The organism is Halobacillus seohaensis (genome assembly GCF_042663045.1).
In the GTDB taxonomy this organism is placed as follows: Bacteria; Bacillota; Bacilli; order Bacillales; family Halobacillaceae; genus Halobacillus_A; species Halobacillus_A seohaensis.
In genome coordinates this window covers 58,587-85,533 of record NZ_JBHSZV010000027.1, presented here as the reverse complement: position 1 = coordinate 85,533, position 26,947 = coordinate 58,587, and the positions used below count along the sequence as shown (strand labels likewise).

Genomic DNA, 26,947 nt, shown 5'->3' with positions numbered 1-26,947 from the left:
ACTCCTTACCCATTTACAACTGCTAATTGCGACGTTTCATCCTCTTTTTTAAATTTAATAATATTCATTGAACCACCCTTTGTTTTATATTATAAAACTCCGTTTTGATATAAAGTTAAAAAATATCTACTTTATGCTTGAGCTAAAGTAGAAGAATAGCCTAACTTCTTAGAAATGGCTACACCTGTTTGTTTCAACTTTGATATAACAGGGTGAATGTGATCACCTGCAAATTGCGCAGATGGGGCTGATATACTGACCGCTGCTGTTACTTTACTTGCATGATCGTAAATCGGAATAGCTAGACAAGTAATTCCTGGCTCGTTTTCTTCGTCGTCAATTGCGTAACCGTTTTCTAAAACCTTGGTGAGCTCTTCTTGAAAAGCCTGATAGGTCGAAATTGTTTTTTCCGTATGTTTTTGGTAGTGATAATTCTCAAGAATTTCATTTCTTGCTTCTTCTGATTGGTAAGCTAACAACACCTTTCCAACTGCACTCGAATGAACAGGGACTCGCCTTCCTAAACGTGAATACCCGATGACAGCAGTAGGGCTGTCAACTTTATCAATATACACACCCGTATGACCATCTAATATCACTAAATGAACCGCAAGACCTGTATCCATTGAAAGTTCAACTAATGGTTGTTTGGCTATGGATCTGATGTCCATGCTATTCATTAAGAAGTTGGAGCGCTCTACTAATTTCATCCCCAGGCTATACTTTCCCGTCTCCACATTTTGACTAATATAGTCATGTTCCTTCAGTGTCTTGAGCAGAGAGTGGACGGTACTTTTATTTAACCCAAGCTTTAAACTGATTTCTGAAATTTTCAGTTCAGGAGTAAACTCATTAAACAAGTCTAAGATTTTAAATGCTCTATCTACGGATTGAATGATTGGCATCCTAAGGCTCCTTACATTAAAGATAATGCTATGAATTTGTTTATTACATTACATACAATATCACTAGTGTTGCGTTAATATAATCGAATATTCTATATAGTTGGAATATTAAAAAAATAGTTTATGCTATAAAAAAATCCTTTATAATGAAAAGGCAGGTGGTTTTCCTGTCCAAATCCAAAAATAAAGGACTCACATATGGACATGAATACACTATTTTAATCATTTGGTAAATGGGTCTCTCCCATTAATTTTAATCTTTTATATAAGCAAGTCGACGCGTTGAAACTTGACTATTACACAAAAAAACTATCCACAGAATCCTATTTGAAGCTTTTACTTTTAGCTCACTTAGACGAATGGGATAGTCTAAGTGAGATGAGTGATGCATTGGTCGACGTAAAACGAAAGCTGGCTTGAAAGTGCACTTACGGTTAGTCGTGATGGATAAGCATATGACATATCCTGATCAACTCACAATGACAGGGGCGAAGGAACACGACCGCGGACAGTTGGAAGTCCTATTGGATCATCCGAATGCGATGTATGTATGTATGTATGTATGTATGTATGTATGTATGTGTTTGATCGCGGGTACCTCGATTTTGAACGCTTTGATCGGATGACCGATGATGGATACTTTTTTGTGTCTCGCGTGAAAAAAATACGGTGACTCGAGCCATTGATTCCTTTGACACGGGAGAAGATGAAAACATTCTCTCTGACAAAATGGTATGGCTCGGCACGCCACAAACACGGGCTGAAAACGCCTTTCGAATCGTTGAAGTAAAAGATGACAATGAAAAAACGCTAAGCCTTATTACGAATCGATTTGACATTAGTCCTAAGGAAGTCAGTGAGATTTATCGTTCACGGTGGGCCATTGAGCTCTTTTTCAAAAGGTTGAAACAACACGTGAAAATCAAAACGTTTTATTGCTTAAGTGAAACAGCAGTCCAGAATCAAGTATATGTGGCTCTGATCGTCTACTGTCTTCATGTCTTCATTCAATTGGAAACAGGAAGCAAAAGAAAAGTACTCCAGATTATTCGCTGGCTGAAACGCCTGATTTGGAAACCTTCCTACCAATGGATAAGACGACTAGAAAATCGTGCGGTGCCGTAAAACATAACCTGTCGTTGTCACTTCGGCTTAATTGTATAATATTACTAAATGGGCAGAACCACCTTTCGTTCAGGTTTCCTTTTTGGCTCTTATGAGAGAAAATTAATAAACTGAATTTTCAGAACCTATTCATGCAACACTAGTGATACAATATATAACTAGAGCAATATACAGTCAAGTCTAATTATTCTGATAACGATAGATGCACCATTGAATCGTTTGCGGTTATAACGATCTTCTTCCGTATCAACTGCCACTTCAGACGGAAATTTAACAGCTGCTTTAAATCTGAATTTTCATCCATTTTTTATTGAGAGCTGATTGTTCAACTGCTTCCATAACCTTTTGATTTATAACTCCATCCTGAAAATCAGGTGCAGTCGCCTCGTTATTAGAAATCCCGGTAATAAACGAATGGATTAAATTAATAAACGTATGTTCATATCCAATGATGTGTCCCGGAGGCCAGTATGCACCGGCATAAGGGTGTTCCTCTTCTGTACAATTAATGGTACGAAAACCCTGAAGTCCTGGCGGTGAGTCCGTAAAATAGACATCTAAGTTATTCATGTTTTCCATATCCCACCGTATTGAACCGTTTTCCCCGTTGATCTCGAATTTATTTTTGTTTCTATTTCCTCCAGCAAACCTCGTTGCTTCAAAAGTTCCCATAGCCCCATTATCAAATCTAGCAAGAAAGGCGACAGCATCATCCACCGTGACCTCACCATACTCTTTAAGATCTGTGGTTGCCGATAATCCTCCCGTTAAATCGGCGATAGGCCTTTCTTTAATAAAGGTTTCCATCATGCCACTGACTTCACCAATTTCCCCAACCAAAAATCTCGCTAAATCTATACTATGGGCTCCAATATCCCCTAGAGTTCCAGACCCTGAAACCTCTTTCTTCAAACGCCAAATAAGAGGGAATGAAGGGTCCATAATAAAGTCTTGAAGATAGTTGGCACGAATATGATAGATTTTCCCAATCCTTCCTTCTTCAATTAACTTTTTAGCATATTGTACAGCCGGGGCAAAACGATAGTTATGACAAATCATGTGGACCACGTTATTCCTTTGTACAGCATCATACATCTGCTTCGCTTCTTCTACATTTAATGCCAGTGGCTTCTCTGAAAGAATATGCTTACCTGCTTCAGCAGCTGCAATAGCGATTTCTGCATGGGTATGATTTGGAGTTACAATATCAATGACATCTATATCTTCGCGTTCTATCATTTTACGCCAATCCGTTTCATAGCTTTCCCAGCCAAATTCTTCAGCAGCCTGTCTCACAGCTTCTTCTTTTCTTCCTGAAATAGCTTTTAGTACAGGTTTCACTGATGTTTTAAAAAAGAACGGCATATCACGGTAAGCATGGCTATGCATTTTACCCATAAATTGGTATCCGATCATCCCAATATTAATTTCCTTCTTGTTAGTTTTCTTCACCCTTATCACCCTCCCATTACTATCATATCATTATAATTAATCAAGTTGGATTCCTCAGGTGATAATCCTATTGTTTTTCCTAAAACGTTTTTTCAAGATTAAGCAACTGATCAAAATTTCCTTCGTTTATTTTTTCAGGTAAGGGTTTAGGCTGTTCACAAATGCTCGTAATCTTATAATGTTGCTGCTGATCAGAAGCAGTATGGATCCCCTGCATAATATCAAGCACATGATTAGCTAAAGAGCCACTTGCTCTTGGATTTTGGCCGTTTATGATAGAATGAGCAAACTCTGCTGTTCCAAGGCCACGGCTATTTTTTGTAAACCCATGAGATAAAGGATATTCTGTCCATTCCTTTTCGTCGAATCTTTTAATGAAAACAGGACCACTGAATTGGTTCGGGTCTGGTACTGACATGCTTCCTTCGGTTCCGTAGATTTCCATGTGTGGAAGCTGGTGATGTAACGTGTCAAAGCTAGTAATAATAGATGCTACTGCCCCGTTCTTAAAATCAAGTACCCCATTAATTTGAGTGGGTGTTGCTACTTTTATTTTTTGGCCATATTTTTGTTGGCTGGTAATGGTTCGTTCCGGATGGGTTATTTTCGTAGATCCAGTAACCCGTTCGACCGGTCCCATTAGTGCTACAAGTGCCGTCAGATAGTAAGGGCCCATATCAAACATCGGACCTCCCCCTTCTTGGTAAAAAAATTCAGGGTTTGGATGCCAATGTTCATGTCCAGGATTCATCATAAATGCTGTGGCAGAAACTGGTCTTCCAATTAAGCCCTCATCAATAATTTTTCGGCAAGTTTGCAAGCCCCCTCCTAAAAACGTATCTGGAGCATTCCCGACCATCAAGCCTCTAGACTCGGCGGTATCCAAGATGGTGATTGCATCCTCTTTAGAAACTGAAAGAGGTTTTTCATTATAGACATGTTTTCCTGCATACAATGCTTCCAAAGCCACTTCGGCATGGGAAGATGGAGGAGTTAAATTAATGATCAAATCTATGTTTGGATCACTGATGAGTTCATCTTTCTTACATACGTTGGCGATTCCATATTTGTTTGCTTTTTGCTTAGCGACATCTAAGTTCAAATCCGTACAAGCAACAATATCAAACGTGTTAAATTGAGCAGCATTTTTAATATAAATATCGCTAATGTTCCCGCAACCAATTAGACCTGCTTTTAGTTTACTCATCTACATCCCTCTTCTGCTTAGATATTCTCATTTCTCCTGGCTGCCCATGTAAAACCATTTCTCATCAGAGAAACAACTTCAGGCATACGAACAATTTCCGCAACGTGCCCTAACGAACAATAATAAACATTCCCCTGCCCCCACTTTTTACTCCATACTACAGGCATCTCCACTTCTCCATTCGTTTGATGTGGTCCATAAGTTACTGGAAATTTGGTGGAAGCATGTACTCGGATAGCAGGATCAATATGCATATAGTATTGTTCAGATTTTACAATGAAGTCTTTTAAACCTTCCGTTAACGGGTGGTTTTCATCCTTGATATTTACGGTATACGTCACACCATCGTTACCAGGGTGTGCTACCCACTGTCCACCAACCATAAATTGGTAGTCTGTCTCCATTCTAAATGAATCACCAAGGCCTCCATGTAAGCCTGCTAGTCCCGTACCAGCAGCAACTGCTTGCATTAAGGGAGTTAGTTGTTGTTCAGAAATTGTGCCTTGTGTCCAATTCGGAACAATTAAATCATAAGATGTTAAATCTTCATTTTCTAAAGTGGTTAATGTATCTGAAACCGTAACTTCAAAATTCTCTTCTTCCAATATTCTCGCTAGAATACTTGCAACCTCTTCAGGTTCATGACCTTGCCACCCACCTTGAAAAATCAGAGCATGCTTCATGTTCCCTCTACTCCTTTCGTTTTTTACTTACGAATCTAGTTCATTATACGTAAAGTAATCAAAGTCAGCATGCTTCAGTTGTCCACTTAAATCTTGTGCACACATCCCCACAAATGTACCTGTAAAGCGAATTAAATCAGCATCGTCGTCAGATAAATGGCTACTATCTATCTCGCTTACGACCGTGTTCCATGTTTCACCATCTAAAGAATAATAGAATGTCAACCATTCTTTCGTTAAGCGAGCTTTCAAGTAATAATACGCCTGGTTTGGCAAGGAGATTTCCTTTTGTAAAAGCTCATCATACTCCCCATGCTTCGATTGGATAACACCTAAAATGATCCCCTCGGTTTCGTCATGGGTGATTCTTAAGTAAACATAGTCAGTTGTATCATAATAAAAAATTAATCCAGCCATTTGTTGGAAATGATCCGGTTGATAATCAATACTCGTCTCCACTTCCACATTCATACTCTCTAGTCTTCTAGCAATCATACTTTGCTTATGGAGAGAGCTCATTGATTCCTGACCTTTCAGTCGAAGATGTTCTATTCGTTCCTCAACTGACATCCACTCCTTAGTAAAAGGTCTTCTTAAAGAATTCCAATGCATTTTTAATTGAGGTTCAGTAAAGTCATCTCTACTTTGTTCAGTGCTAAACGGTTCAGACTCCAAATCTGGTGCAGGAATGACCGTTTGCGGTCGAGGTCCACCTTCTACACGGAGCCAGTTATCGTCGGTCCAATAACACTTTTGAAGCGCGGTTTCTCTACCTAGCATACATTTATTTTCTTTAACAGGACGAGCGCATAAATGTGCCATATACCACTCTCCCGTTTGGGTTTCTACTAAGCTAGCATGCCCGGCCTTTTGTAATTCATCGTTTTTATCAGATGTAAGAATTGGATTTGCAGGATCCACTTCATAAGGGCCAAAAAGACTAGTAGAACGCGCAACTGTCACAGCATGGTTGTATCCCGTTCCGCCTTCAGCAGTAATTAAATAATAATACCCGTGTTGTTTATAGATGTGTGGTGCTTCTGTTAAACCTAATTCAGTACCCTTGAATATATTTTTCACCGGTCCAACTAATTGGTTTTTATCAACTGAAAACTCCTGAAGCGCTATCCCTGCAAAAGAATTCGTTCCTTTACGATGGTCCCAGATCATATTAACGAGCCACTTTGATCCATCTTCTTCATGGAAAAGGGAGGGATCAAAACCACTGCTATTTAAATAGACAGGATCGGACCAGGGACCATTAATATCCTCGGATGTTACGAGATAGTTATGCGTATCTTTAAACGCTCCTCTTCTACTTTTCACATCTGTGAAAATTAAATAGAATCTTCCATCCGAATAACTCAAACATGGGGCCCATACTCCTCCAGAGTCGATATTCCCTATCATATCCAACTGTGACGATCTAGTAAGTGGGGGTGTTTGCAGTTTCCAATTCTTTAAGTCTTGTGATTGATGAATTTGGACTCCCGGAAACCATTCGAAAGTAGATGTTGCAATATAGTAATTTTCTCCGACTCTCACTATAGAGGGGTCAGGTTGATAGCCTGGTAACACAGGATTAACGATGGTCTTCATAAAGCTTCCCTTCCTTTCTATTGCTGTTAACCTTTAACTGATCCCGCAGCAATTCCTTTCACGATTTTCTCTTGTGCGACTAGATAGATTAACAATAATGGAAGACTGCCGAGCGTCAATGCTGCCATAATTCCAGGTATGTTTACGGAAAATTGCCCATAGAATTCTCTTAAGCCAAGTGGTAAGGTGGCGTTTTCTTCAGAATTCGTCAAGACAAGAGCGAATATAAACTCATTCCAAATTTGAATAAAGTTATAAATCGCTACTGTGGCAACGGCAGGTGTTAATAATGGAAATAAGATTTTCCAAAACAAACGGAATTGACCACAACCGTCCATTTTAGCTGACTCTTCCAATTCTTTTGGCAACTCCTTGAGAAATTGAGTGAAGATTATAATTGAAACAGGAAGCGCAAAAGCAATGTAAGGTCCAGGCAAAGCCCAAATTGAATCATAGAGACCAAGATTTTTTGTTAATAGAAAGATCGGAATTAAAGTCGTATGAATCGGTATCATCATACCGACCAAAAACAAAATAAATAAAGGTCTATTCAATTTAAACCGCATTCTTGCCAATGGATAACTAGCCATCGCACCTAGAATGATAACGGCAACTACAGAAATTACTGAAACAAGCACACTATTAAAAAAGAAACGAAAAAATTCTGACTCGAACAATAACCTGTAATTTTCAAATGAAAAGTTTTCTGGTAAGGACCAAGGAGAACTCATAAACTCTATCTGGCTTTTAAATGATGTATTCACCATGATGAAAAATGGAACACCGGTGAACAATAATAGTAAAATCGCTAGTAGATAAAGAGGCATCTGTTTTAACTTTTTAAACATTTAGTTCTCCCCCTTCCTTTTTTGATCAAATATAATGATGAAAATCGTAACAATTAAAGCAATAATGAACATAGTGAAGGAGATACTACTTCCATACCCCATATTAAAGTTAGTAAATGTTTGTTCATACATATAGGTCGCCATTAGCTCTGTTGAATTGTTAGGACCTCCATCAGTCATGACATAGATTAAGTCAAAATACTTTAAAGCTCCTATTATAGAAAGAATTGACGAAGTAATAATAGTTGGTACTAATAAAGGCAACGTAATTTTTAAAAACTTCTTTCTCGGATTCGCTCCATCAATCTCTGCGGCTTCGTACAATTCTTCAGGTATGCCCACAATTGCCGCTCTAAATAAAATCATGTAAAAGGGAGCAAATTGCCAACAAACAGTTGCTATTACTGCCCAAATTGCAGTTTCTTCATTACCAAGCCAGCCTTTTTGCCATGATTCCAACCCTATTTGTCCTAAGACTTGGTTAATGATACCGAAGTTCCCATCGTAGATATAAATAAATAATATCCCGATTGCAACCGTTGACATCAAAAAAGGCATAAAGTAAATTGACCTAAAAAACTTCATTCCTTTCACTGGACTGAACAAAAGCAGAGCCATAATTAACCCTAAAGGCAATTGGGTCAATAAAGATGCTCCAACTAATAAAAAATTATTTTGTAATGATGTCCAAAATACTCCATCACTCATTAATGTTATATAATTTTGAAGGCCCGTGAATAACATGTTGTTATCGATACCAGACCATTCAAAAAGGCTATAGTAAAAGGTCATTGCAATGGAATAAATCACATATAAACCATAAATCAGTAATGCAGGAGCCAAGAATCCAATAATAACCCAGCGATCTTCTTTCTTTTTTGATTTCTTAGGCTTTGCTAACTTTACAGGCTTAGGTGGATCATAGACCTGCTTGTCTTCTACCCTTTGTTCATTGTCATCATTTAATTTCTCCAAATTATTTTGCAAGCATGTCACCTCACTTATAGATGAGAAAACCACACCATGCATTCATACACATGATGTAGTTTTCAAGTTTTATTCTAGAGTTTCTTTAGCCTTTTCTTCTACTTCTTTTGCTGCCTCCTCTGGTGTAGTTGATAATCCAAATAGAGATTGAGTTGTATCTAGATGAACTTCTGCTAATTCTGGTGGTAATGTTTGGTCATAGAAGGTTTGCATATATTCTGCTTCTTCTAATACCTCACTAATCTCTTGGACATACTCATCATCGTACTCTACATCCTTAACTGCAGAAATTGCACCATCTGAATTAGCAAGTTGCTGAGCTGTTTCTTTACTCGTTAGTTCATTAACAAGTTCTGTTGCAAGATCCTTGTTTTCACTTTTTTCTGAAACAGAGAACACTGGACTAACGCCACCTACAATATCTTTATTGGAACCCTCTCCACCTTCAATAGATGGGAATAGAAAGAACCCTAGTTTCTCTTCGAATTCCGGCATATCGTCTCTAGTTGTTCCAAGCATCCAATTCCCTTGAACAATCATACCGGCTTGTTCAGCATAAATGAGTTGTCTAGATTGACCTGTGTCAAAGTTCATTCCATTAAAACCATCTGGAAATGCTCCCATTTCTACTAACTCTTGAAGGTGTTCTCCGGCTTTTACATAGGCCTCATCATCAAAACCACGTCCATCTCGATTGTATGCTTCGTTAAATAACTCTGGACCTCCGATTCTTTCAGCTAAATACATATAATAGAAAGAACCTGGCCATTTTGATTGGTTAGCAAGAGAGAAAGGAAGAATATCATTTGATTTTAGTGTTTCGATAATATCTTTTAGTTCTTCATAAGTTTCTGGCTCTTCTAGACCAAAATTTTCAAACATTTCTTTGTTGTACCATACAGGGACAATATCCATTGCTAAAGGTGCTCCATAATTCTTGTCATCAAACGTAGCTGGAGTCAGAGCTGCTGGCAGATAATTTGACGTATCTATATCTTCCGTTAGATCTTTCACCTGGCCTGCGTCAACAAATTTCTCGAGCCAGCCGCCACCCCAGGAATGAAATACATCAGGTGGTGTTCCGCCGCCCATGGCTACTGTTAACTTGGTTTTGTAAGGATCATTCTCTTGCCTAACCATTTCAACAGTCACTCCATCATGGGAATTTTCAAATCGTTCCACTGAATCTTGTAATGCTTTTTCTGATTCACCTGTTTCAATGTGCCAAAGTGTAATCGTTTCTGAATCTCCTGACTCTCCTGAATCTCCACTAGAAGAACTTTCGCTATCCTGACACCCCACTACAAAAAGCAAAATCACGATTGCGATGATCCACATTTTGTGTTTAATCATAAATCCCCCTCTTTTTTTGTTAACGCTTCCATAATTGTATTAGCACAACTCTACTTGTGAACTTTTTCCAAATTCACCTCCTTAAAAAACTAAGTTCGTTCATCGAATTAACTGCTTAATGTTATAGTAACCGATGAATTTTGTAATATCAAGAATATTTTTAAAATTAATAACTCTAGTAAACATTTCATAATATAAAACGTCGTTCTGCATAGTTGACAAAATTGTATAGAAAATTCATAATATTTTATAATAAGACTTATTCAAAACAAAGAAGTGTTTTTCTTGAGTTATCATATTGAGGACTTAATGCATTTAACAGAAACAGATATTGATCAAATACATACTAGGGCATCAGGCCCTGGAGGTTCACTCCCCCTAACAGATCAGATGCTTCGTCAATCTCCAAGTGGTGATTTATTTGGTTTATCTCAGAATGTATGTTGGAATGGGATGGCAACCAAATAAGCTAAATGGAAAACAAGTCTTACTCTTAAGTACACAAGGTGGGATGAAGGATAGTAATGGAGATCCTATTACTCTCGGCTATCATACAGGTCATTGGGAAGTCGATATGCTTATGAAGGAAGCGGCTATGGAAGTATCCAAATCTCAAGGAGTACCTTTTGCTACTTATGTAAGTGATCCATGTGACGGCAGGTCTCAAGGCACAACAGGTATGTTCGACTCTTTTCCATACAGAAATGAGGCGTCACCCTTCCACCTTCTATTGGAGAAGATGCAGGTAAAATTCAAACCATTGGTGCACGTTACTCTAATGACGAGCTTTCCCTTAAGGAAGCAGCTGAACTAGGTTGTCGCGCTTGCGCTACACCTGGTGGAGGATGCTAATTCTTAGGTACGGCAGCCTCTGCTCAAGTAGTTGGTGAGGCACTCGGTCTTTCTATTCCGCATTCAGCTTTAGCTCCCTCTGGTCAAGATATTTGGAAGGAAATGGCCAAACATTCATCACAACCAGCAGCGTAAGCGATTGCAGGAATATGAAGTAGAAGGTTAGTAGATACCAAAAGCAGCATGGACTACCATCGCGTTATGGATTGATTCATTTGTAATGATATACTTTGTTGTTATCTTTTGATTAATCATTTCAATAACGGCTCGGGAGGAAAACTAAGGGATGGAGATATTGTAGAAATTCACATTGATACTCTTAACTTAAATGGCCACCTTCACTTTCTAGGGACAGAAGAGTACGAACTGAACCCAGAAGAAGGCGGTAAAGTCCTTGCTGAAAGAGAACAAAATAAAGACATACGCCCTTCTGAATATCTACCTGACGATACTCGCTTATGGGCTGAACTACAAAAAGTCAGTGGTGGTACTTGGCGTGGAAGTGTCTATGATGTCGACCGAATTATAAAAGTATTGAAAGCTGGAGAAAAGGCGTTAGAACATAAAGAATACGATTATTCCGAAAATCTTCCAACATACTAGAAAATTAATTCACCTTCAATTTTATTGGAGGTGTTTTTCTTTTTCATTGGCTAAATTGTGTGGTACCTGGTACCACACAATTTAGCCAATGAAAAAGCCACCTCCCATAATCAGAGGCGACTCTTCACAAACACTACTTAATAGCATCGTTTGGCAGTGAAAAAAAGTCTTTACTCTCACTATAACTTGCCGCTAACCTGCCTAGAGGACGCAATTTTTCAAAATTAACTTTATAGTTACCATTATAATAGTCTTCTTGAATATGGTAGAGATTCATTTCTCCGATAATTAAATGATCACTACCCAACTGAATAATTTGGTGCAGTTTGCATTCCATTTGTATAGGAGCTTCTTTAATTCTCATCGGTTTTACTTTTTCACTTGGAATGGGGGTAAGTCCGGCTTCCTCGAACTCGTCCATCTCTTCAGCAAAATTTTCGGAGCTTTTTTGAACTTCATTCCCAAGCGGTGTTGATGCGATGTTTATGACAAATTCTTTCTGTGAGCGTATGTTTTCCAGTGTATCTTTAATCGTTCCACTTCTGGCTCCGACTCCTGGTCCAATGGATATACAAAGCATTGGCGGTTGCCTTGATGCTACAGTAAAGAAGCTAAATGGTGCCAGGTTTCGAATCCCTTCCTCAGATATCGAAGAAACCCAAGCAATTGGACGCGGAACAACTGATCCTGACAATAGTTTATATACATTTTTCGTTTCTAATTCTGAAGGATCAAATTTCATTCTATATCCCTCCTTTTAATGTTTCCTGTTAGGCAGAAGAAATGCTCTTATCTTTTATAGAAGATAACCTGGCTAAAATGAATAAAACGACGATCATGATTACAGAAATGAATAACCAACTGAATGTGTAACTTTGATTTTGGTCAACGAAAAATCCGAAGACAGGTGGAATGATGATCACTCCGGCTGAGCCAAGTGTAATACTGAATCCACTGGATAAACCTGCTTGCTCCTTAGGAACGAGTTCTGAAGCCAAGTTCATCCAAATGCCATTAAATCCTGACACGGAAAATCCAAATACGGTGAAAATAGGAACCAACAACCAAAAAGGTGTTCCATCAGGGATAAAAGCAACAATGACGCTTACACATAAGGTGATACTAGCTATGAAGACGAGAATAATCAGTCGTTTTCCATCAAATAGATGATCACTAATCATACCCCAACCTACTCTTCCAAGTGAGCCACTGACCTCTGAAATCACTAGCAGCATTCCAGCCAATATTAGACTAATGCTAAGCTGTTCATAAGCAAACAAAACAAGATATGTATTCAAACACATCTGCGATCCATTGACTCCCATCGCACTCAGGCTGACAAGAAATAATGGTTTATTATTTACCATTTTCATAATCGAAGAGTAAATGGATTTGAATGAAGACTTCTCCTTACTTATCTCCGTTTCTTGAGGAGGGTCCCGGTAGAACAAAAAGGCAACTACTCCCGTAACAACTAAACATAAACAAGCAATCAGAACTACAATTCTCCAGCCATAGGAAGCAGCAAGTGGTAATAATAATATAGCCGATAGAGCTGAACCAAATGTAATCCCCATTTGTTTAATTCCCATAGCAGTTCCTCGCTGCCTTTGGGAAAACCAATAAATTATTCCCTTATTGGTTGTTGGGTGCATTCCTCCATACCCGAGTCCACCAATCATTATGAGGAAAAGCACGAGCCAAAATGCTGATTGGAACGTCATAAGTAAGAAGCTTATTCCTATCAACAGGGATGAAACCAATAACATACGTTTTGATCCGATTCGATCGACGGCTAGACCAATAGGGATTGATGCCATCGCCTGTCCTAAGAATAACGCCGAAGGTAATAATCCTACTTGAACTTTTGACAGGGATAAATCCTCTTCAATAAGCACACCAAGCGGAGCAAGACTTCTTCCAATAAAGGCAACCATAATTTGAGCAGTAAGAAGCCAGATTAACATTTTCCAAGGGTGACCCGTGATTGCCGGTTTCTTATCTCTTGCAGCTACTTTCATTTTCAAGACATCTCTTTTCTTACTAATAATCTTATGCCTGGAACATAAACGAACTCAACTGTCTAGTTCGTTTATGTTCAGGTCATTACATACCAATAACTTGATCAGCTTCTTCCTCTTCATAAGCCGATCTCTCCATGAGGAAACTACCAATCACGCAAATCAAGAGATTAATAAGTAATCCCCATAGACCACTGAATACTCCTAAAGGCATTATGCTGGCAAAAGTCATAAACGAGGCCATTATAGTACCGACGAGCATCCCTATGAATACCGCTTTTGCCTTAAGGCGAGTCCAATAGAGTCCTAGAATTAAGGCAGGAGCCACTTGAATTAATAGCTCAAATTTCAAAACAAAAATTTGGTAGAGCGTTCCTGGTGGAAACCATGCAATCATTACAAGGACAATAACAGCAGCCACTCCAACCAGTTTTCCAACAATTATTTTTTTATTTTCTGATGCTTCAGGATTTATATATCTTCCATATAAGTCTTTAGAAACAATTGATGAAAACGTCAATAATATCGAATCGGCCGTTGAAACAATAGCAGCAATTACACCGCCAAACAGTAGAACCATTGCCCAATAAAAGAGAGCATTTTGATTGGCAACTGCACTAGCCATCTTTCCGACCAATAGTTCAGATTCAGCCGTTGTTAAATCGGGAAATGTCGCGATTCCGATAATTCCAACTAAAAACACTACCCCTGCTGTGATGAACGGCATCCAAGCCATACGAGTAAATGAACGTTTTAGTGTTTTTTCACTTTTTGCTGAAAAAATTCTTTGTACAGCATGGGGATAAACGGCGGCACCAATTCCTACAAGGAGTAATAAACTGAACCAGTTGACGACACCAGGCCCTTCAGGAACTCCTAGCTTTTCTGGCGCATAGGCTTGCATATAATCTGCAGAGGTTGGAAGTCCGCCAAAGTAGATAATGGAACCAATTAAAAGCATGAAGACACCAAATAATAAAGCGATCCCCTGCATCGTATCCGTATATGCGACGGAACGCATTCCGCCAAGCCACCCGTAAATCAGCATAATGGTAATAAAGAACACTACGCCTAATTGATAGGGTATCGTTCCCCCCGTTAAACCAGAAACACCTTGTCCAATTGCAACAAACTGTTCTAATAAATAATTACCTAAAGCATAAAGCATTAAAATAGCAGCTAAAATGGAAACTGCTTTCGATTTGAATCGTTTATCAATCCAATCGACTGGTGTGAGGAGATTATATTTTTTCCCCATCAGATATAACCTGGGCGCGAATGTCAAGTACATCACAATGATCATAATAAAGAAAGGGACAGATACTAGATATTCATATCCGATTCTATAGGCTGTCGGTGGATATCCAACTACTGTATTACCGCTGTATTGTGTCGCAAAAAAAGTAAAAAACAAAACCATAACGCCGAGTCCGCGTCCTCCGAGATAATACTCATCAAGACTTTCATGAACATTTCTATTTTTTAAATACGTAATGATTCCGACGCCAAGCATAAGAGCGCCATACATCAATAAAATTAAGACCCCCGACCAACCTGCAAATGCCAGTTCCATGGATTATTTCTCCCCCTTCTTTTCTTCAGCTTCTTCGTTTTCTTCTTCAAGCTGCCACTCGTATTTTAAAATGTATGTTAAATAGGCCGACAACAATATAGAAGCACCGATGATAATAAATGCCCAGTATGGAATTCCCCAGAATAAAGGCTTATACGATCCAGCAGGAAAGTACCATGGGGTAATCAGAGCAAAAATAATCCCCAAAATGATCCACAACTTCCCATTTTTAATGGGTTCTTTTTTTGTTTTATTCATACTTATCCCTCCCGATATTTCATAATATTCAGATACATAATAATAAAGAAAATTAATTTGGACTCATATATGAAGGTCTTTGTTTTTCAAAATTTTTAATACTCTTTTCCGATTGCAAGGTCAATGCAATGTCATCCAAACCATTCAAAAATTTATGGCGAGTATGTTCGTCAACCGTAAAAGGGATTGACCATCCTTGTTCATCCTTAATCATCCCTTCCTCGAGATCGACTTCCATTGTGTAGCCAGGGAAGCTTTTTTCTTTTTCAAATAGGTCATTTATTAACGATTGCTCCAGTTCAATTAATAACAAACCGTTTTTAGAACAGTTAATTCGGAAAATGTCCGCAAAAGACGGAGCAATAATGACCTGGAATCCATAGTCTTGGAGGGCCCACACCGCATTTTCCCTTGAGGAACCTGATCCAAAGTTATTACCTGTAAGTAAAATCGAAGCTTGTTTATATTTTTTAAAGTTTAAAACAAAGTCTTCGCGTGGCTCCCCACTTTCATCAAAACGCCAGTCATACATGAGATACTGTCCAAACCCTGTTCTCTCAATCCGCTTGAGGAATTCTTTAGGAATAATAATGTCCGTATCTATGTTCGGTCTGTTTAGAGGGACAACCGATCCCTCATGCTTACGAAACGGTTTCATTCATGACCGCCTCCTTTGTGAAATCCCATTCTCTAATGTCTGTTAATTGACCGGTTATAGCCGCAGCGGCAGCCATCATAGGACTTACGAGATGCGTTCGGCCACCTTTCCCCTGTCGTCCTTCGAAATTTCGATTGGACGTTGAAGCACAGCGTTCGCCGTCTTTTAAAAAGTCAGGATTCATACCGAGACACATGCTGCACCCTGGTTCTCTCCATTCAAATCCAGCCTTAATAAAAATTTGATCCAGTCCTTCTTTCTCAGCTTTTCTTTTCACATGATATGATCCTGGTACGACTAGGGCTTCAATGTTACCATCCACCTTGTTATCGCTTACAATCCCAGCTGCTAAACGTAAGTCTTCAATTCTTGCATTTGTACAGGAACCTATAAACACCTTATCCAGTTGGATGTCTTCCATTTTTGTCTCTGACTCTAATCCCATATAACTTAAGGACGCTTCGGCAGCTGTCTGCTCGGAAGAATCTGCAAGCTCTTCCGTTACTGGAATACTCCGATCAATTGAAGTAACCTGGCCTGGGTTCGTTCCCCATGTGACCTGTGGAGCCAGATCATTTACATTAATGGTAAGAGTATGGTCATAAACGGCATCCAAGTCCGTGTACAGTTTCTGCCACTCCTTGACTGCATCTTCCCATTGCTGTCCTTTTGGCGAAAAATGCCTCTGCTTCAAAAATTCAAACGTTTTCTCGTCTGGAGCTATCATGCCAGAACGAGCTCCTGCTTCAATCGCCATATTACAAATCGTCATCCGCTCTTCCATCGACATGTTCCTAACCGTACTTCCGGTAAATTCAATGATATAGCCTGTTCCGCCTTGCGTGCCCATTTGGCCAATGATGTTCAAGATGATATCCTTACTGCTAACTCCGCGAGGCATATCGCCTTCAATTTGGACATTCATCGTTTTAGGTTTTTCCTGTGGGAGGGTCTGCGTCGCTAATACATGAGTAATCTCGCTTGAGCCAATACCAAAAGCAAGAGAACCGAAAGCTCCGTGAGTCGATGTATGACTATCGCCGCAAACGATGGTTTTTCCAGGTGTTGTTAGTCCAAGTTCAGGACCAATGATATGAACAATTCCGTTATCTGGATGGTTGAGATCATAGACATCAATACCGAATTCCTTACAATTTTCCGTTAAGAACTGTACTTGTTTTTTTGCTAAAACATCTGCAATTCCTTCACTTCTATCTGTAGTTGGCACGTTATGATCCGTTGTTGCGAATGTTAAGTCAGGGCGACGCACAGTACGTCCCTGCTCCCTTAATAATGAAAAAGCCTGTGGTGACGTTACCTCATGAATCAAATGCAAATCAATAAAAAGTAATGGCTGTTCCATCGATGGATCAATTAGATGGTTTTCCCATACTTTTTCAAAAAGCGTTTTTGGAGCCAATGGGTATTCCCCTTTCTGTGATTAGGATATGGCGTGTAAATCTGTAATTTTTCCAGCTTTAATGATTTGTCCGGGTACTTCACGTTGTAGTATCGTTTGCAAGTGCTTCGATGTATCAATTAATTGATCCAAATCTGCTCTCATTTCATAATCCATAAAGCTAAGCATATGAACGAGATCCTCTGTACATATATTTCCGGTAGCTCCCGGGGCAAATGGACAGCCGCCCAACCCTCCTAAAGAAGCATCGAACTGTGATACACCTGCACGAATTCCTTCTATAACATTGGCAAATCCCATCCCCCTTGTATTATGAAAATGCAAGGTAACCGGTAGATCTGGCCAACGCTTCAGCACCTTTTCACACAATTGATATACTTGTTTAGGCGTTGCCATCCCCGTCGTATCTGCAAGCGTTATCCCCTTCGCTCCTAACTCTAGGTACTCGTTAATCAAGTTCATTACTCTATCTTCATCAATACTGCCTTCGAAAGGACAACCAAAGGTAGTAGCCAACGTACCGTTAATTTGTATATTCGTACCGGATAAAAAGCCTGAAATATCTTTAAAATCGGCAAAGGATTGTTCAACCGTCCGACGAACATTTTTTTGATTGTGCGTCTCACTGACGGATGCTACAAGATTGACTTCGTCTGCCTCACAGGATGCAGCGCGTTCTGCCCCCTTAACATTTGGAATTAGCGTCGTATAAGTGACATCGGGCTTACGATCAATGCCATCCATGACTTCCTTGGCATCTCTCAAATTAGGAACAGCCTTTGGAGACACAAATGATGTCACTTCAATTTTATCGAGTCCTGAATCACTCATCCTGTTAATTAAATCAATCTTCTTATCAGTCGGAACAAACTGATCTTCAATTTGAAGTCCATCTCTAGTCGCGACTTCTTGAATATAAATTCTTTTCAAGGCAACTCACTCTCCTCTAGTATTGTTATATAACCCCTTTATCTTTTAGTTCCTGAATCTTCTCATCGTCAAAGGTCAACAAGCTTTTCATAATTTCATCCGTATGTTGGCCAAGTTCCGGACCTAACCATTTTGTTTCTCCAGGTGTCTCACTCATTTTTGGAACAACCCCCGGGATCTTCAAAGACTCTTCTTCATTCATTTTAAAATTCTGCACCATTTCCCGACTCAGGTAATGAGGGTCATTTACAATATCCTCAATACTGTAAATAGGGCCTGCAGGAACTCTAGCTTCATCAAGCGTTTCTAAAGCGTTTTCAAGATCGACTGTTTTTGTCCAATTTTCAATCACTTCATCAAGGTAGTCAGCTTGTGCAGCTCGTCCACTATTACTTTGAAAACGTTCATCTTCGGCTAACTCTGGTTGTTGAATAGAATTCATTAACCTTTTGAAAATGGCGTCCCCGTTTCCACCAATCACAATATACTTCCCATCCTTGCATTGATACGTATTGGAAGGAGCAATCCCTGGCAAGGAAGATCCTGTCCTTTCTCGAACGGCACCTAATTTATCAAACTCAGGAAGTGATCCTTCCATTAAACTAAAGACAGCCTCGTAAAGAGCCACATCAATAACTTGTCCTTTCCCTGTACCATTTACATCTCTATGATAAATCGCCATCATTGCACCAATAACCGAATACATAGCTGCAAGAGAGTCGCCAAGGCTAACCCCTACCCTAGTTGGTGGTAGTTCCGGATTCCCTGTTACGTGACGTAGTCCTCCCATTGACTCACCAATACTGCCAAATCCAGGTTTATCTCGATAAGGACCTGTTTGACCATAACCAGATACCCTAACCATAATTAAACCCGGATTAATGGCCGACAGTTGATCATATCCTAAATTCCATTTCTCCAATGTCCCTGGTTTGAAGTTTTCAATGACAATATCGCACTCTTCGACCAGTGATTTAACTATGTCTTGTCCTTCTTCACTTTTTAAATCAACTGTAATTGACTTCTTATTCCTTGATTGCAGTCTCCACCAGAGTGATGTCCCTTCATAAATATGCCGCCAATCTCTGAGCGGATCCCCTTTCTCTGGCGGCTCAATTTTGATTACGTCCGCTCCGAAGTCCGCCATTAATCTGCCGGCGAACGGTCCGGCTATTAAACTTCCTAACTCTAAGACTTTAACTCCTTCTAAGGTTTGACCCATAAAAACACATCCTTTTTAATTTTTGGTTTTTGTTAATTGTTTCTTTATTAGATAAGTCGCATTTTCCGTTAAAGCCCCCAGATTGTTTAATAAAAGAATGGCGGTTCCGTTGCTTTTCATCGGAGCATGGGGGATGGGAAACCACTCGCTTTCCGCGGGGAAGACGGCAAGCCTCCTCGAGCTAAAGCTCTGCGGGGTCTCGCCAGTCTATCCTTTCCCGCAGGAGTCTCATGGTTTCCCATCCCCCATGACTATGAAGAGTGGAACGGAACCCTTTTTATGAAAATCGGGGGTGCTGTCTGAATATTGCCATTGAAATCATCTGCTTGTGCCATTAATAGATCCTGTACTATTGATCTGTACTATAAATTCAGAAACGGTCTCTTCATAAGGAGAGGTGGTGATGGTAGGCATACACACCAGGTAAGCTCCTAGCTGTTGTTTATGGACTGAAATTATTGCCACAGAATTTTTTGTCAAGGTCCCATAATAGGTACACTTCATATAAACAAGTGGTCACACCCGATTTTTAACAACTTATCTAATGGCTCAATAGATCTGTGTGATGGCAATATTCACTGGTGTGTATACAGGCTTTAATTGGCGTTATATCAGATATCTCATGCTTTAACAGGGACGGTAGAACGGCGCGATTCCGATAGAAACATACGGCAAAGGGCGGTGGGGAAGGGGGAGACTCCTGTGGGATAAGCGGGTTAGATGAGACCCCGGAAGGCGCCAGCCTGAGGAGACTCAGCGCACGCCCACGGAAAGCGACTCCTTCCCCACCGCCCTTTTTTCCACACCATCATCTCGGAATCGAGTCCTCAACAATACTGCTCGATTGTTGAATAAATTTCTTCCTCAACTCGGTCAACGATCAACATGAATGTTTAACATAGCCCTATTTTTAAATCTAACCGCTATAAATGATAGCGCTTTCCATACATTCAAAAAAATATAGGTTTTCTTCACCAGCAACAAAATCTGATATAATTTTCTGAATGTTGTGTACAATGTTAGCAACTTGTATACAATAAATCAACACTAATAACATAAAAATATTTTCCATCTTATAAAACACCTATAAAACAACACTTACAAAGGAAAAGTTATTGAAATTATTGAAGCATTACGAAGTATTGTATACAATAAAAAAGAGGTGTTAACTAATGAATGCATACGAATATATAAAAAAAGCCATATTACATGGTGAATTTCCACCAAAAATGCGACTTACCGAAGAGTTTCTAGCAAAAAAATTACAAATAAGCCGCACTCCTATTAGAGAAGCTCTCAAACAGTTGGAATCAGAAGGGCTGACTGTGTCTATAAAGAGAGGTGTGAGAGTCCGCGATTTTACGAAACAAGACATTCAACAAATTTATGATCTTCGGACACTTTTAGAAGGCTACGCAGCTGCTCAAGCCGCTACCCACCGAACCGAACTTGATATACAAGAAATGAAGACAGCTAACGATATGTATGAACAAGCGATTAATAGCTATTTCGAATCTGGAGAAGCAACCATTGAATACATTTTAGAAATCAACCATAAATTTCACGACACGGTAATCAAAGCTTCCCAAAACCAACATATTCATTCTCATATATCTAAAGTTGTTGTCGTCCCTTTAATTTTCCGATCTTTTTATTGGTTTAACGAAAACCAACTAAGACATTCTCTTGATGTTCACGAAACTATTCTTAAAGCCATTGAAGATAGAGATATTGACCGTGCTCGTATTGCTATGCATGAGCATATTTACCATGGAAGGGATCAAGTATTAATGCATATCAATGACATTGATGATAATTATTCAAATAATGGAGGTTAAATCTGTGTTTGGACAGAATACAGAGGATTTTGGCTTGATTCATGCTTGTTTTGACTCAATTATTAAAATTCCGGTTTATTTATGATCGGTTCCCGCTTAAATATTAGGCTATGTGTTACATGGTGTTGATGAAAAAAGAGTTGTAAAAAAAGAATGGTTTCGTTAGTAAAGACAGAGGAAGAGAGTCGGAGGAAACGGCTCGCTTTCCGTGGGTGTACGTTGAGCCTCCTTGCTCGCCATATGGAGGGCACGTAACCACTTAGGACCACGTTCTTCCGCAGTTTTGATACGAGAAATAATAACCTTCATCTGTTAGGTAAGCAAAATGTTCGAAATAAGAGTAGGTGTAGAATTGAATTGTGTGGTACCTAGTACCACGAAGATTCTGTTTCAAGATCATGAGAGAATGCGTCTTACCTATGCTATAGAATAAAGCCTCACCCGATGCTTCCGTTTTCCTCACGAAAGCAAGAAGGTCCGGGAAATTGCGAGACTCCACCTTTAAAAGCGGAGGCGCCTTGGTCAGCGGCGTATGGACTGGACTGAGCTGTCGGAGATAAAGGAAACACGAAGAACATCGTGATTCGATGTTGACTTATCGTACAGAAGCGAGGGAAGTCTCACTAGCCGATAGGCGCTGGAGCTGGATAACGCCGATGTGATTGATGAACTAGATTTAGCCTTCTTCCTTATAAAACGTAAGAGCTGGGATGAACATGATCGGTGAGATCCCGCAAGGCGTAGCCTGAGGAAGCTCACCACATGCCCACGGAAAGCGAGTGATTTCCCGGACCTTCTAACACCATCCTTTGTAACGGAAACCACCGGAATGTCTCGAAGCTGAGTTTTCCATAATCTGAGGCTTTAATTTAATAAGAAAACATAAAACAGAACGCTTGGATTTAAAAAAACCAAGCGTTCTGTTTTATATGCTATTTGTACTGTAATTTGTGTTGCTAAAATTATTACGATTTAGAATAAAAATCCGTCTCGCCCCGCGGAAAGCGAATTTTCACACGACTCTCTCTCATCAAAGCGCCTTAACCAACCCACCATCGATCACGAGTGATTGACCTGTCAAATAGGTATTGGCACCAGATGAAAGAAAAACAACAGCTTTAGCAAACTCTTCCGGCTCCCCATATCGACCCATAGGAATGGACTGTTCGCTCTTTTTCCTCAACTCTTCCGAAGATACCCCTAGCTTATCCGCTTTTTTTTCATCTAAGTTAGCCACTCGATCGGTAGCGATTCGACCAGGTCCCACAGTGTTGATCAAAATGTTATCTGGGGCTAGTTCTTGAGACAAGCTTTTAGATAAACCAACGATTCCTGCGCGAAAAGTATTGGATAAAATGAGGTTATCCAGTGTTTGTTTAATGGAAGAGGAAGCGATATTTATGATTTTCCCTTCTTGCTGTTTACGCATGGAAGGAAGGACTTCCCGAATGGTTCGTGTGAAACTAAGCAAATTTAATTCAAACGCGTTTTGCCAATCATCATCTGAAAAGTGATCAAACGTTCCCGCGGGAGGCCCCCCTGCATTATTAATCAAAATATCAACGGTACCGTGGAGATCAATTGCTTTTTCAATCAATTGTTTAATGTGATCAGCCTGCGTGACGTCGCACACTTGATAATCGATATTTGGATTACCACTAACTTCTTGTATTTCAGCTTTTGTTTTCTCCAACTCTTCTTGATTACGACTGGAGATGAGAACTTTGGATCCTTCCTTTGCAAATTCCGTGCTAACCGCTTTTCCTAAACCTTTGCTAGAAGCTAACACGACTACAGATTTACCTTTTAATTGTAGATCCATTTTAATTCAATCCTTTCCTTTTTAAATCTTTAACAGGATTACGTAATGGTGCAAAGCCTTCAATCTGACATTCGATCACGTCGCCATCTCTAATAATACTAGCGCCTGGTGTTCCAGTTGATATAATATCTCCAGGAAGTAAGGTCATTACTTGTGAATGAAAAGAGAGGAGATGATAGGGATCGAATGTCATATTTTTCACTTCATTTGTTCGGTATTCCTGCCCATTGATAGCTGTGGTCACTTTCAGATGAAAAATATCGGAAATTTCATCAGGAGTTACGAGTTGAGGACCAAAACTAAAAAATGTATCAAAGCTCTTAGAACGAGTTAAGTAACGTGGATTTCGCTTTAATATATCCTCCGCTGTCATATCGATAATGGTTGTGTAGCCCGCAATGACTTGGCTAACTTCGTTTTCAGGAACATTTCTACACTGCTGTCCTATGATGATACCTAATTCAGCTTCCCCGGTCGTTTGCTCGGATTGATGTGGCAGGCAAATCGTATCCTCGTGTCCGATTATTGTCGTGTCTGGTTTCATAAAACTTGCCGGTTCCCCTTGTGGCGCCTGTTCATCTAAATCAGAAGCATGATCGACATAATTCAGTCCAATCCCCCATATTTTCCTTGGGTGATGATAGAGAGGGCCATACTTAGTGGGCTCGACACGTTGGATATCATTGATATCTTGCTTGGATTGTTCATTCCACCACTTTTTAAAAGGATCAAAATATTCAGGTTGAATCAATTCAAACAAATCGCTAGGCCAAGATTTGTTGAAAAATTGGTTGATATCAGGGATAGTGAGATATTTTTGTTTCTCAGCCAAGACGGCTGCTGCTTCCTTTCCCTTATGCTCAATTGTTGCAAAACGCATGATTATCCTCCTTCCTTCATTAAAGTGCGGGACGTTGTTGCTGAAACTCATTTGTATCTCTTAGATTCGTGACGAGTACCAGAACTAATACGGCCAAACCGATTAAATCAGTCACGAGTCCTGGGTAGATTAGTAACACTGCGCCTACCCCAGATAGGGCTCTCAACCAACCTGGTACACCTTTTTTTAGATATCCTTCCGCCATTATGGATAACAAGAAGACTCCAATGATAGAAGTAATAGTAATCACTAATACGTTAATAAAAGTTGCTTCAATCATAAGCATTTCATGTGAAAAGACAAACATGAATGGGACAATAAAACCTGCGATAGCTAGCTTCATCGCCTGAAACCCGGTTTTATTCGGATTCCCACCAGCTACTCCTGCCCCCGCAAAGGCTGCTAAGGCGATTGGTGGTGTTATGTTCGCGAAGATTCCAAAATAAAATACAAACATATGGGCAACAAATGTTGCTGTTTCCGTGGACCCAGCAATTTCCCGATAAAGAGGAAGCTGCAATAGAATGGGTGCCGCCATCGTACTTGTAATAATGTAGGTCGGGATACTTGGTAAACCCATTCCTAGTATTATGGAAGTAATCATCGTCAAGACTAATGTGATCAATAATTGGATAAGAGGACTATTGACCGCACTTCCAATACTTACAATACTATTGGCAATTTCCAATGCAACGCCTGTTAAGGAAGCAATCCCAACAACGATTCCAACAGCACCACAGGCGATGGCAACGGGAACGGTTGTTTTAGCTCCATCTTCAAGCGCTTGCAAGCAATCTTTGACACCCATTTCTTCTCCCTTGATTTTCAACCTCTTTCTCCATACATTAATGAGGAGAGGAACAATTAGAATAATTAAAAGCTCCCACCAATCGCTTCTAATTCTAGGAAGACTACTTCCTGTTAGAATCGCAGAAAACTGAGGTTGAAAAATCAAGAAAAGGGAGATAGCTACAATGATAGGCAACATCCGCTTAGTTCCTGAGATAACAACCGTTGCAATGATTGACCAGAAAGCTGCATAAAAGGGCGTTTTACCTGAGAAAAGCAAATACAGCAAAGTCAACATTGGAATAATCAAGTGACCTCGTTCGATAATGACTCCCTTCAAAGAAGGCAGATCACTCTTCGGCATTCCTGTCAAACCTCGCTTGGCAGCACGAAAATGAACTTGTAGGAGAATCCCTATATAAAATAATAAAGCAGGGATAATTCCAGCCAAAATAATCTTTGTATAAGCTACATTAAGATTCTCAGCCATGATAAAGGCCGCAGCTCCCATGATAGGCGGAAGTATTTGACCACCTACACTTGCAGCCGATTCAACCGCTCCTGCAAAATTTTTATTGTAACCAATTTTTTTCATTAGAGGAATGGTAAACGTACCTGTGGTAACAACGTTAGCAATCGCGGAACCATTGATGGAACCTAAGAAACCACTAGCAATGACCGCTACTTTTGCAGGTCCACCCTTGGTATGACCAGCTACGGCTAATGCAAGATCATTAAATAACTGTCCCATCCCAGATCGTCCAAGAAAAGCTCCGAATAAGATGAATAAAATAATGTAACTAGCCGAAACGCCTATGGCTGTCCCTAGCACCCCTTCGGTAATAAATACTAATTGCGAAATGATTTGTTTAGCTACGCTAGTAACTGTAGCTACGTTCATTTCTGGATAGATAGAAAGTTTGACATAAAATCCGTAGATGAGAAATCCAAGTCCTAATAGAGATAAGCCCCATCCTGTTACTCTTCGGGTAATATCAAACAATAGAACAATAACAAGTATACCTACATAAAAATCGGTATCATTGATTTGTCCACCAGACTGTATAATCCGCTCTGCCGTGAAAAGCATATAAACAGCAACGCAAAAAGATAGGGCTGCTGTTATGTAATCATAAATAGGAATTCCTTTATTCCCTGTTTTCCTTACAAAAGGATACAATAAGAAACCTAACGTCATTAATGTATAAAGGTGGATGCTACGTTGTTTGATATCAACTAGAGATCCAGCGTAAGATGTGTACAAATGAAATAATGATAATGCAATGGCCAATATGGATATGGTTAAAGCAATTGGCTTCGCAACATTCACTCGTGTTGTGCTCTCACTATCATGTTTTTCTTCCTTACTTACTTTTTCCTTCACGATTCTCTCACCTCAACTTTGCAGAAATATAATGCTTGATCGAATTCAATATAGAGTGGCTGGCAATGGTAATTTCATAGGCTTGACTTCGATTCAATTGATGGACGGTGTCTTCCTCATAAGTTAATTGATGCTCGGTATGTTCTCCTGTCCGTAAGACAAGACTTTTCCCAATCGTGTGAGTAATCCCTGTCATGTAGACCCAACCATCTTTAATGAAGGTATGATCACCAGCATTACTTGGAACACCCGCCCCAAAGGTTTTAAAACGAGTCCCCGTCAGTTCAATTAGCCCATCCTGTAAAACAAACATTTCTTCCCAAGACTCTTTTTCAACGGAATGTTGCCATCTTACTCTGAATTCTGCTTCTTCTTTATAGTGATAAACATACTGTGGATGGCCTTCTGAAGTAATCATAAGCGTAGGAACTTTTATGGTCATCAGCGAAACTACTATACATAAGAAGACTATTGCGTACACCGTCGCTCGTTTTCGATTCATCGTATAAAAAGGGCACCATATCGATGCCCCCCTTTC

At 39.7% G+C, this 26,947-nt stretch carries 24 protein-coding genes and 3 pseudogenes; 6 read left to right on the top strand and 21 right to left on the bottom strand.

Annotation, left to right across the window (positions count from 1 at the left end):
• Nucleotides 1–131: 131 nt before the first annotated feature.
• On the bottom strand, nt 132–905 hold the full coding sequence (locus tag ACFQIC_RS11220; protein ID WP_204709370.1) for an IclR family transcriptional regulator: 774 nt from the start codon (nt 903–905) through the stop codon (nt 132–134).
• A gap of 234 nt (nt 906–1,139) precedes the next feature.
• Between ACFQIC_RS11220 and ACFQIC_RS11215 the strand changes: the two are divergent.
• From ACFQIC_RS11215 to ACFQIC_RS11205, 3 genes and pseudogenes are all read left to right on the top strand, one after another.
• Nucleotides 1,140–1,325, top strand: a pseudogene (locus ACFQIC_RS11215) (DUF4372 domain-containing protein); the annotation flags it as partial.
• A gap of 2 nt (nt 1,326–1,327) precedes the next feature.
• On the top strand, nt 1,328–1,531 hold the full coding sequence (locus ACFQIC_RS11210; RefSeq protein WP_390217102.1) for a hypothetical protein: 204 nt from the start codon (nt 1,328–1,330) through the stop codon (nt 1,529–1,531).
• 43 nt (nt 1,532–1,574) lie between these two features.
• A complete protein-coding gene (locus ACFQIC_RS11205; RefSeq protein ID WP_390217101.1) occupies nt 1,575–2,030 on the top strand; it encodes a transposase in 456 nt (151 codons plus the stop codon).
• A gap of 282 nt (nt 2,031–2,312) precedes the next feature.
• Here the strand turns inward: ACFQIC_RS11205 and ACFQIC_RS11200 are convergent, their stop codons facing one another.
• The 7 genes from ACFQIC_RS11200 to ACFQIC_RS11170 form a co-directional block, all read right to left on the bottom strand.
• A complete protein-coding gene (locus ACFQIC_RS11200; protein WP_204709478.1) occupies nt 2,313–3,446 on the bottom strand; it encodes a Gfo/Idh/MocA family protein in 1,134 nt (377 codons plus the stop codon).
• A 115-nt stretch (nt 3,447–3,561) separates the two neighbouring features.
• Entirely contained in the window at nt 3,562–4,689 is a 1,128-nt protein-coding gene (locus ACFQIC_RS11195) for a Gfo/Idh/MocA family protein (RefSeq protein WP_204709369.1), read from the bottom strand.
• A 17-nt stretch (nt 4,690–4,706) separates the two neighbouring features.
• Nucleotides 4,707–5,372: a ThuA domain-containing protein gene (locus tag ACFQIC_RS11190; RefSeq protein WP_204709368.1), complete on the bottom strand. Its 666-nt coding sequence runs from the start codon at nt 5,370–5,372 to the stop codon at nt 4,707–4,709.
• 27 nt (nt 5,373–5,399) lie between these two features.
• On the bottom strand, nt 5,400–6,971 hold the full coding sequence (locus ACFQIC_RS11185) for a glycoside hydrolase family 43 protein (protein ID WP_204709367.1): 1,572 nt from the start codon (nt 6,969–6,971) through the stop codon (nt 5,400–5,402).
• 26 nt (nt 6,972–6,997) lie between these two features.
• Nucleotides 6,998–7,819, bottom strand: a complete 822-nt coding sequence (locus ACFQIC_RS11180; RefSeq protein WP_204709365.1) for a carbohydrate ABC transporter permease — start codon at nt 7,817–7,819, stop codon at nt 6,998–7,000.
• Nucleotides 7,820–8,806, bottom strand: a complete 987-nt coding sequence (locus ACFQIC_RS11175; RefSeq protein ID WP_390217100.1) for a carbohydrate ABC transporter permease — start codon at nt 8,804–8,806, stop codon at nt 7,820–7,822. It abuts the gene before it with no gap.
• Between the two features lie 69 nt (nt 8,807–8,875).
• Nucleotides 8,876–10,159 carry an extracellular solute-binding protein gene (locus ACFQIC_RS11170; protein WP_204709357.1) on the bottom strand — a complete coding sequence of 428 codons (1,284 nt, stop codon included), beginning with the start codon at nt 10,157–10,159 and terminating at the stop codon, nt 8,876–8,878.
• 309 nt (nt 10,160–10,468) lie between these two features.
• Between ACFQIC_RS11170 and ACFQIC_RS11165 the strand changes: the two are divergent.
• Nucleotides 10,469–11,134: pseudogene (locus ACFQIC_RS11165) on the top strand (dihydroxy-acid dehydratase domain-containing protein); the annotation flags it as partial.
• On the opposite strand, the pseudogene ACFQIC_RS11160 reads toward ACFQIC_RS11165, so the two are convergent.
• Nucleotides 11,134–11,221, bottom strand: a pseudogene (locus tag ACFQIC_RS11160) (dihydroxy-acid dehydratase domain-containing protein); the annotation flags it as partial. The pseudogenes ACFQIC_RS11165 and ACFQIC_RS11160 sit on opposite strands and share 1 nt — an antisense overlap.
• A gap of 33 nt (nt 11,222–11,254) precedes the next feature.
• Between ACFQIC_RS11160 and ACFQIC_RS11155 the strand changes: the two are divergent.
• Nucleotides 11,255–11,614 (top strand): hypothetical protein, encoded by a 360-nt coding sequence (locus ACFQIC_RS11155; protein ID WP_204709355.1) that lies wholly within the window; start codon nt 11,255–11,257, stop codon nt 11,612–11,614.
• A gap of 133 nt (nt 11,615–11,747) precedes the next feature.
• Here the strand turns inward: ACFQIC_RS11155 and ACFQIC_RS11150 are convergent, their stop codons facing one another.
• From ACFQIC_RS11150 to ACFQIC_RS11115, 8 genes are all read right to left on the bottom strand, one after another.
• Nucleotides 11,748–12,356, bottom strand: coding sequence for a flavin reductase family protein (locus ACFQIC_RS11150; RefSeq protein WP_204709353.1), 609 nt, complete (start codon nt 12,354–12,356; stop codon nt 11,748–11,750).
• Nucleotides 12,357–12,384: 28 nt separating this feature from the next.
• Nucleotides 12,385–13,635, bottom strand: a complete 1,251-nt coding sequence (locus tag ACFQIC_RS11145) for an MFS transporter (protein ID WP_204709352.1) — start codon at nt 13,633–13,635, stop codon at nt 12,385–12,387.
• Nucleotides 13,636–13,720: 85 nt separating this feature from the next.
• Entirely contained in the window at nt 13,721–15,208 is a 1,488-nt protein-coding gene (locus ACFQIC_RS11140) for a sodium:solute symporter family protein (RefSeq protein ID WP_204709350.1), read from the bottom strand.
• Between the two features lie 3 nt (nt 15,209–15,211).
• Nucleotides 15,212–15,466 carry a hypothetical protein gene (locus ACFQIC_RS11135; protein ID WP_204709349.1) on the bottom strand — a complete coding sequence of 85 codons (255 nt, stop codon included), beginning with the start codon at nt 15,464–15,466 and terminating at the stop codon, nt 15,212–15,214.
• A 52-nt stretch (nt 15,467–15,518) separates the two neighbouring features.
• Complete coding sequence (gene leuD, locus ACFQIC_RS11130) at nt 15,519–16,124, bottom strand: 3-isopropylmalate dehydratase small subunit (protein ID WP_204709348.1); 606 nt, start codon at nt 16,122–16,124, stop codon at nt 15,519–15,521.
• On the bottom strand, nt 16,108–17,544 hold the full coding sequence (gene leuC / locus ACFQIC_RS11125; RefSeq protein WP_204709347.1) for a 3-isopropylmalate dehydratase large subunit: 1,437 nt from the start codon (nt 17,542–17,544) through the stop codon (nt 16,108–16,110). The genes leuD and leuC overlap by 17 nt, the downstream gene beginning before the upstream one ends.
• 21 nt (nt 17,545–17,565) lie before the next feature.
• Nucleotides 17,566–18,474, bottom strand: coding sequence for a hydroxymethylglutaryl-CoA lyase (locus ACFQIC_RS11120; RefSeq protein WP_204709346.1), 909 nt, complete (start codon nt 18,472–18,474; stop codon nt 17,566–17,568).
• A gap of 25 nt (nt 18,475–18,499) precedes the next feature.
• The gene (locus ACFQIC_RS11115; protein WP_204709344.1) at nt 18,500–19,696 is read right to left on the bottom strand and encodes a CaiB/BaiF CoA transferase family protein; all 1,197 of its coding nucleotides are present in this window, start codon (nt 19,694–19,696) and stop codon (nt 18,500–18,502) included.
• A 1,172-nt stretch (nt 19,697–20,868) separates the two neighbouring features.
• Between ACFQIC_RS11115 and ACFQIC_RS11110 the strand changes: the two genes are divergently transcribed.
• Nucleotides 20,869–21,534 carry a GntR family transcriptional regulator gene (locus ACFQIC_RS11110; protein ID WP_204709343.1) on the top strand — a complete coding sequence of 222 codons (666 nt, stop codon included), beginning with the start codon at nt 20,869–20,871 and terminating at the stop codon, nt 21,532–21,534.
• A gap of 1,030 nt (nt 21,535–22,564) precedes the next feature.
• Here ACFQIC_RS11110 and ACFQIC_RS11105 read toward each other — a convergent pair.
• Genes ACFQIC_RS11105 through ACFQIC_RS11090 form a run of 4 tightly spaced genes read right to left on the bottom strand, consistent with a single transcriptional unit; the run spans nt 22,565 to nt 26,911 of the window.
• Nucleotides 22,565–23,356: an SDR family oxidoreductase gene (locus tag ACFQIC_RS11105; protein ID WP_204709342.1), complete on the bottom strand. Its 792-nt coding sequence runs from the start codon at nt 23,354–23,356 to the stop codon at nt 22,565–22,567.
• A gap of 1 nt (nt 23,357) precedes the next feature.
• Entirely contained in the window at nt 23,358–24,236 is an 879-nt protein-coding gene (locus ACFQIC_RS11100) for a fumarylacetoacetate hydrolase family protein (protein WP_204709340.1), read from the bottom strand.
• A 19-nt stretch (nt 24,237–24,255) separates the two neighbouring features.
• Entirely contained in the window at nt 24,256–26,409 is a 2,154-nt protein-coding gene (locus ACFQIC_RS11095) for a TRAP transporter permease (RefSeq protein ID WP_204709338.1), read from the bottom strand.
• Nucleotides 26,410–26,416: 7 nt separating this feature from the next.
• Nucleotides 26,417–26,911: a DUF1850 domain-containing protein gene (locus tag ACFQIC_RS11090; protein ID WP_390217099.1), complete on the bottom strand. Its 495-nt coding sequence runs from the start codon at nt 26,909–26,911 to the stop codon at nt 26,417–26,419.
• Nucleotides 26,912–26,947 lie beyond the last annotated feature (36 nt).